General features: G+C 62.5%; 4 protein-coding genes. 2 read left to right on the top strand and 2 right to left on the bottom strand.

What is annotated here, in order from left to right; genetic code table 11:
- The first annotated feature begins 158 nt into the window (after positions 1-158).
- Positions 159-1,115 carry an alpha/beta hydrolase gene (locus HNQ83_RS21165; RefSeq protein WP_175390734.1) on the top strand — a complete coding sequence of 319 codons (957 nt, stop codon included), beginning with the start codon at positions 159-161 and terminating at the stop codon, positions 1,113-1,115.
- Between the two features lie 270 nt (positions 1,116-1,385).
- Here HNQ83_RS21165 and HNQ83_RS21170 read toward each other — a convergent pair whose 3' ends face one another.
- Positions 1,386-3,866 (bottom strand): TonB-dependent siderophore receptor, encoded by a 2,481-nt coding sequence (locus HNQ83_RS21170; protein ID WP_175390735.1) that lies wholly within the window; start codon positions 3,864-3,866, stop codon positions 1,386-1,388.
- On the opposite strand from HNQ83_RS21170, the gene HNQ83_RS21175 reads away from it, so the two are divergent.
- Positions 3,851-4,078: a hypothetical protein gene (locus HNQ83_RS21175; protein WP_175390702.1), complete on the top strand. Its 228-nt coding sequence runs from the start codon at positions 3,851-3,853 to the stop codon at positions 4,076-4,078. The two genes, HNQ83_RS21170 and HNQ83_RS21175, sit on opposite strands and share 16 nt — an antisense overlap.
- A 3-nt stretch (positions 4,079-4,081) precedes the next feature.
- Here HNQ83_RS21175 and HNQ83_RS21180 read toward each other — a convergent pair whose 3' ends face one another.
- The gene (locus HNQ83_RS21180) at positions 4,082-5,731 is read right to left on the bottom strand and encodes a cyclic peptide export ABC transporter (RefSeq protein ID WP_175390736.1); all 1,650 of its coding nucleotides are present in this window, start codon (positions 5,729-5,731) and stop codon (positions 4,082-4,084) included.
- Positions 5,732-5,919 lie beyond the last annotated feature (188 nt).

The following is a 5,919-nucleotide window of genomic DNA, read 5'->3' on the forward strand; positions in this document are numbered from 1 at the left end:
CCACACAACCCCTGTAGGAGCGAGCCGGCTCGCGATGAGGGCCTGTGAGTCGACACCTATGTTGGCTGACAGTCCGCTATCGCGAGCAGGCTCGCTCCCACAGGTTTTGCACCGGTTTGAAGATTGATTACTGACCTCTTTGTGTAAAAGGATTCTCCATGGCCGTACTGCCAGAACTAGAAGCTTTCCTCGAACTCGCCGAGTTCGGCCGCCTGACCGGCAAAAGTCGCGCGATGCACGAACAGACCCCGCAACAGGCGCGGATCGACTTCGAAGCGTCCTCGGGGTTTCTCGATGTGCCGCTGGACCACATCGCCTGCGAAAACTTCACCATCCCCGCCCGGGACGGCCACAGCCTGGCGGCACGGTTGTATCGTGACGGGCAAGCGGTTGAAGGGCTGCAACCGGTGATCCTGTATTTCCACGGCGGCGGCTATGTGGTCGGCAGCCTCGATTCCCACGACGCGCTGTGCCGGCGCCTGGCGGCCCAGGGCGGTTTCGCCTTGTTGACCGTGGATTACCGACTGGCGCCGGAATGGAAATTCCCGACCCCGGTGCAGGACGCCTGCGATGCCGGCAACTGGCTGGTGCGCGAAGGCGCGGCCCATGGGCTGGACGCCACGCGGGTGGCGCTGGCCGGCGACAGCGTCGGCGCGACCCTGGCCACGGTGCTGTCGCTGATCGCCGTGCGCGAGCCCGAGGAACTGGCCTTGAAACCCAAGGCCCAATTGCTGGTGTACCCGGTCACCGACGCCACCACCCACCGCGCCTCGCACCGGGACTTTGCCGAAGGCTTCCTGCTGGAAACCCCGACCCTGGACTGGTTCTACGCCCATTACGGGCGCACCTCGGCCGATCTCGCGGACTGGCGCTGCTCGCCACTGCTGGCCGACGATCTGTCGGGCCTGGCCCCGGCGTTGGTGTACCTGGCCGGTCACGACCCGTTGCACGACGAAGGCCTGGCCTATGCCGAGCGCCTGCGGGCGGCGGGGAATGAAGTGACCTTGCTGGAGCAGCCGGGCATGACCCATGACTTCTTGCGGATGGCGGGGCTGTTGGGGGAGGTGGAGGGGATTCATGCCGAGGTGGCGGGGTGGGTGCGTTCGCGGCTTTGATCTGAAATGAAGAAACCCGCCATTCCGGTGAAAGGGGATGGCGGGTTTTTTGTGCCTGGCGCAAGCATTGTTGGTGGACCCGCTATCGCCTTCGCGAGTAGGCTCGCTCCCACAGGGGATCGGTGGTAAATACAAAATCTTGGTTCACATCGCCCAACTGTGGGAGCGAGCCTGCTCGCGAAAGCGGCAGCACGATCAACGCAATACCAAAGCCATAAAAAAATGCCCGCATCTCACGACACGGGCATTTTTCATTTCAGCTCAAGCGACTCAGAAATCGTACTTCGCGGTCAGCTGGAAGTTGCGCGGCTCGCCGTAGAAGGTCGTGCCGAAGTTGCCAAGGCCCGTCAGGTACTTCTTGTCGAAGACGTTGTAGGCGTTGGCGGTGAAGCTCAGGTGCTCGTCGTACTGATAACGGGTCATCAGGTCCACCAGGGTGTAGCCGCCTTGCTTGAGGTTGACGGTGGAGCCGTTGCCGGCGCCATCCACGTTCGGGTTGAAGGTCTGGCCGTAGAACGCGCTCTGCCAGCTGACGCCGCCGCCGACGGTGAACTGGTCCAGCGCGCCCGGCAGGCGGTAGGTGGTGAAGGTACGCACCACGTGTTCCGGCTTGGTGGTGGCCAGCGGGAAGCCAAAGATGCGTTGTTCATCTTTGTCGCGGGTACGGGCGTAGGTGTAGCCGGCGGACAGGTTCCAGCCTTCGGCCAGTTCACCGGCCGCTTCCAGCTCCAGACCCTCGGTGGTTGCGCCGGAGGTTGGTTTGTAGACGTCCTGGCCGGTGTCGGTGTTGGTGGTGACGTATTGGGCGACGTTGTCCTGCTCGATGCGGAACAGGGCCAGGCTGGCGTTCAGCTTGCCTTCGAAGTAGGCCGCTTTCAGGCCGGTCTCGTAAGCATTGCCTTCCACCGGCTCCAGGGTCTTGCCGCTGGCGTCCTTGTAGATTTGCGGCTGGTAGATGCTGGTGTAGCTGGCGTAGACCGAGTAGGTATCGTCCAGGTCGTAAACCACGCCGGCGTAAGGCGTGACGACGCCGTGTTCCTTGTAGCTGGCATGGGTGTCGGAGAGGTTGGCGCCCGGGTAGTAGGTGTAGTCCTCGTTGTACTTGTAGGTGCTCACGCGGCCGCCGAGGATGAACGACAGATCATCGGTCGGACGCAGGCGCGTGGCCAGGTAAGCGCCGTTCTGGCTCTGGGTGCGCTCGTACTTGCCGTTCTTCGGAAACTCCTGTTTGGCGATGTGGCCTTCCCAGTCGAAGATGTTGCCCGGCACCAGTTCGAAGGCGCTGGTGTCGTAGGTCGCACCGGTCTGACGGGAGTGGGAGGTCATGAAACCCGCCACCAATTCATGCTCGCGACCGCCCAGGGAGAACGGGCCGGAGACGTTGATGTCCGCCGTGTTTTGCACGCGATGGCCTTCCCAGCGGCCCCAGTAGAAGAACATGCCTTCGCCGGTGGCGCGATCCGGGTTGCCGCCGCTGGCCGACGCCAGTTGGGTGTCGTGGTCGGTGGTTTTCTGGTCGAGGCTGAGCTTGAGCTTCCAGTCGTTGGCCAGCGCCTGTTCCAGGGAGGCGAAGTAAGTGGTGCTGTCGAAATCGCGACGGCTCCAGTCGGCGCCCGGGTTGAAGCTGCGGGAGAAGTCGGTACGGCCGCCGTCGGTGAAGAACGGCGAGTTACCGGTCCAGGAGCTGCCACGCGGGGTGGCGCTGGATTTGTCGACGCCCAGGGTCAACAGGGTGTCGTCGGTCAGGTCGGCCTCGAGGATGCCGTAGTACAGGTCCCGCTTCTGGCTGTAGTGGTCGATGTACGAATCCTTGTCCTGCAAGGCGCCGACGAAGCGGCCGCGCACGCTGCCGGTATCGTTCAGCGAGCCGGAGATGTCGCCTTCGGTGCGGTAGTTGTCCCAGGAACCGGCCGTGGCGCTGACCGAGGCCTTGAAGTCCTTGGTCGGTTTTTTACGCACCAGGTTGACGGTGGCGGACGGGTCGCCGGCACCGGTCATCAGGCCGGTCGCCCCCTTGATGACTTCGACGCGGTCCAGGCTGGCGGCGTCGTCGGTGTTGTTCGGGTTTTCACCGTAAACACCGTCGTAGGGAATGTTGACGCCGTCGTACTGAAAGTTGGTGATGGCAAAGCCACGGGCGGAAAACTCGGTACGGTCACTGTCGTACTTTTGCATGGTGACGCCCGGCGTATTACGCAGGACATCACCCACACTCTTTGAGCCCTGATCGTCCATCTGCTGGCGGGTCACGACGGTGACCGTTTGCGGGGTTTCGCGAATGGTCAGCGGCAGCTTGGTGGCGGTGGTCGTGGCGCCGGTGGTGTAGGAACCGGTGTCTTCGGTCACCAGGCCCAGGGCCTGGCCGGAAATGGTGGTCGCACCCAGTTGCAGGCTCGAACCGCCGCCGGAAATCAGGGTCACGCTGTTGCCGTTGATCTGGAACGAAATGCCGGTGCCCTTGAGCATCTCGGCCAGGGCCGCCGAAGGCTCCAGCGAACCGGACACGGCGCGGGACTTGATCCCGGCCACCTGGTCCGGGCTGTAGAGGATCTGCAGGTTGGTCTGCATGCCCAGTTCAGTCAGCGCGCTGGACAGCGGTTGCACGGCAATGCTCACTTTTACAGGTGCTGCGTTGGCCATCGTGCTCCCCAGCAAGGTGGCCGTCAGCAGTACGCTGGTCAACAGGGTCTTGTGCAAGGACGGGCGCTGTACAGCCAGCGCGAGAGGTGTGCGGCGTGGAAGAGATCGCATTACTACCTGTGCTCCTGAAAAAGTGTCGTGCAGAGTTTTTGTTAATAAGAATGATTATTAAGACGGGGCGTTGGCAGGAAACCGGAAAAGAAATTTCAGAAACTTGCGCATTACCTGTAGGAGCGAGCCTGCTCGCGATGGCGGTGGATCAGTCGCCTTCAATGTTGAAAGTGCTGGCCCTATCGCGAGCAGGCTCGCTCCTACAGGTTTAGGGATCAGGCAGTGGCCAACTCAGTGACCACCCGACCGCTTTCCATGCGCACCAACTGATCCGCCACATCGAAGTACCGGTCATCGTGGGAGATCACGATGATGGTCTTGCCCAGGCGCTTCAGGTCCGGCAGCAGCTCGGTGTAGAAAATGCGGCGGAAGGTCGGGTCCTGGTCGGCGGCCCATTCGTCGAACACCAGCACCGGGCGTTCCTCCAGCCAGGCGTTGACCAGTGCCAGGCGCTTGCGCTGGCCGGTGGAGAGGTCGGTGGTGGTGAAGTTGCCGTCCTTGACACTGACCTTGTGCGCGATCTCCAGGCGTTGCAGGTACTTGTTGGCGTCTTCCGGGATGTGCGTGTCGCCCTGGACCACATCGTCGAACAGGTAGTAGTCGGCGAAGATCGTGGTGAACAACTGGCGATAGTCGTCGCGGTTCTGCGCGTCGATGGCCTCGCCGTTGACGCGGATCTGCCCCTGCTGCGGCGTGTACAGACCCAGCAGCAACTTGATCAGCGTGGTCTTGCCGCAACCGTTCTCGCCGACGATGAAGGTGATGTCGCCCTGTTTGATCGACAGGTTGACCGGCCCCAGCTGGAACGGCGCGGCACCGTCCACTGACGGGAAGGCGTAGCGCACGTCCGCCAGTTGCAGTTCGTGCACGACCGGTTTGACGTTGCCCTGATCGCTGAGCAGCAGATGGGCTTCAGGGGTGGAAAACTGTTCGGACAATTCGGCGATGCGGCGAAAGGCGATCTGTGCGCGGCTGACGATCGGCAGGGTGCTGATCAAGTGTTCCAGCGGGCCTTTCATGTACAGCAGCACCAGCACGAAGCCGCTCATCACGGTCTTGTCGGCGCTCGGCCAGAAGGTTTGCAGGGCCAGGGCCAGGCCGATGACCACGAAGAACAGCATCGAACCGAAGGTCTTGGCGATGACGAAGGTGTTGATCGAGCGCACCTGGGTGTTGCAGATGAACTCGGCGGTGCCCTTGATCCCCGAGGTGAACATGCGCTGGCGGCGAGGGCGGTGGATGCGCAGTTCCTTGGCGCCTTCGGCGATGGCGTTGTAGTGCTTTTGCAGTTCGTCCTCGGCCTCGCGGGCGGCCATGAAACCTTGCACGCCCTTGCTCTGGGCGTAGGCCTGGATGGCGGTGCCGATCAGGATCGCGGCGACCATGATCAGGAACATCGGCCACGACAGGATCGCAAGGTAGCCCATGCAGCCCAGGGTCACGGTGACGGAAATCGCCAGTGGCGCGAAGGCGAAGGCGAAGTCGCTGATGGTATCGACGTCGTGGGTCAGCACCGGGATCAGGCGATGGCTGCGATAGCGCTCGATCTGTTCGATCGGCGCCGACAGCACTTTCTCGCCCAGCTGTTTGCGCAGCTTGGCGATGATGTGTTGGCCGACGTAGTTGGTGCCGATGTCCGAGCAGATCGAACTGGCCAGCGCCAGCAGGCACAGGCCGGCGAACAGCGCGACCACGCCCTGGGTCAGGCCGCTTTCGGAGTGCAGGGCATTGTTGATGGTCGCCAGCAGCACCGTGACGCTCAGGCCGCCGACCATGCCCAGGACAATGGACGCGGCGACGATGAGTCGAAAGGGTTTGAGCAGGGCGAACAACTCGCCGAGGGCGCCTCGGGTGGGCTGGGTCATGGAAGACAGTTCCTTGGGTCGGAAGGCAGATACCCAGTAGAACGTCTGGTCGAGGGGTTAATTTAGAGGGTGGGGGATGGGCGGTGCACAGGGTTCAATGGCATTACACAAAACCCTGTAGGAGCGAGCCTGCTCGCGATGGCGGCCTTCCAGCCGATATAGATGTCGACTGACAGTCCGCCATCGCG

It is taken from the genome of Pseudomonas sp. C2B4 (assembly GCF_013359695.1).
In the GTDB taxonomy this organism is placed as follows: domain Bacteria; phylum Pseudomonadota; class Gammaproteobacteria; order Pseudomonadales; family Pseudomonadaceae; genus Aquipseudomonas.